Origin of the sequence: Ancylomarina longa, assembly GCF_003996985.1 — a bacterium.
GTDB lineage: Bacteria > Bacteroidota > Bacteroidia > Bacteroidales > Marinifilaceae > Ancylomarina_A > Ancylomarina_A longa.
Genome location: NZ_RJJX01000171.1, coordinates 1 through 561 on the forward strand (window position 1 = coordinate 1; position 561 = coordinate 561).

Annotated in this window: 1 protein-coding gene; it reads left to right on the plus strand. The window is 35.1% G+C overall.

The genetic code is table 11. The annotated features are described in order from the left end of the window. Positions 1-380: integrase core domain-containing protein (locus DLK05_RS16825; protein ID WP_148114129.1), on the plus strand; the 380-nt coding region annotated here is incomplete at its 5' end. Positions 381-561: the final 181 nt, after the last annotated feature.

Here is a 561-nt window from a genome sequence, read left to right on the forward strand (position 1 = left end):
CGATCAGTATGGAAACAGACTTTTGCATAGATGCGTTGCAAGAAGCAATTGTGAAATATGGTTGTCCTGAGGTGTTTAATACAGACCAAGGCAGTCAATTCACAAGCGAGGCATTTTTGAATGAGTTAAAATTGCGAAATATCCGTATCAGTATGGATGGGAAAGGACGATGGATGGATAATGTAATGATTGAGCGTTTATGGCGCAGCGTGAAGCATGAGGAAGTCTATTTGAAGGCTTACGATACGGTTAAACAAGCGAAACAATCAATTGCTGAATATTTGGATTTTTATAACATGATACGTCCTCATTCAAGTTTGAATAAGGCAACACCGGATGAATTTTATGATCAACATTTACTAAAAGTAATGGCAGCATAATTTAAATATTTAGAGCGGATTTATCACTTATAAAACTGAATTGAGTGGTCTAATTAACGGAACCACATTAAATACCCCCATTTTTAATTGAATTAATGGGTAGAAAATCTAAAGCCCTTGTTATTGTTTAAAAATAGGTGGACAACCATTTACCTACATATGAGGTCGTTCATGATTATAA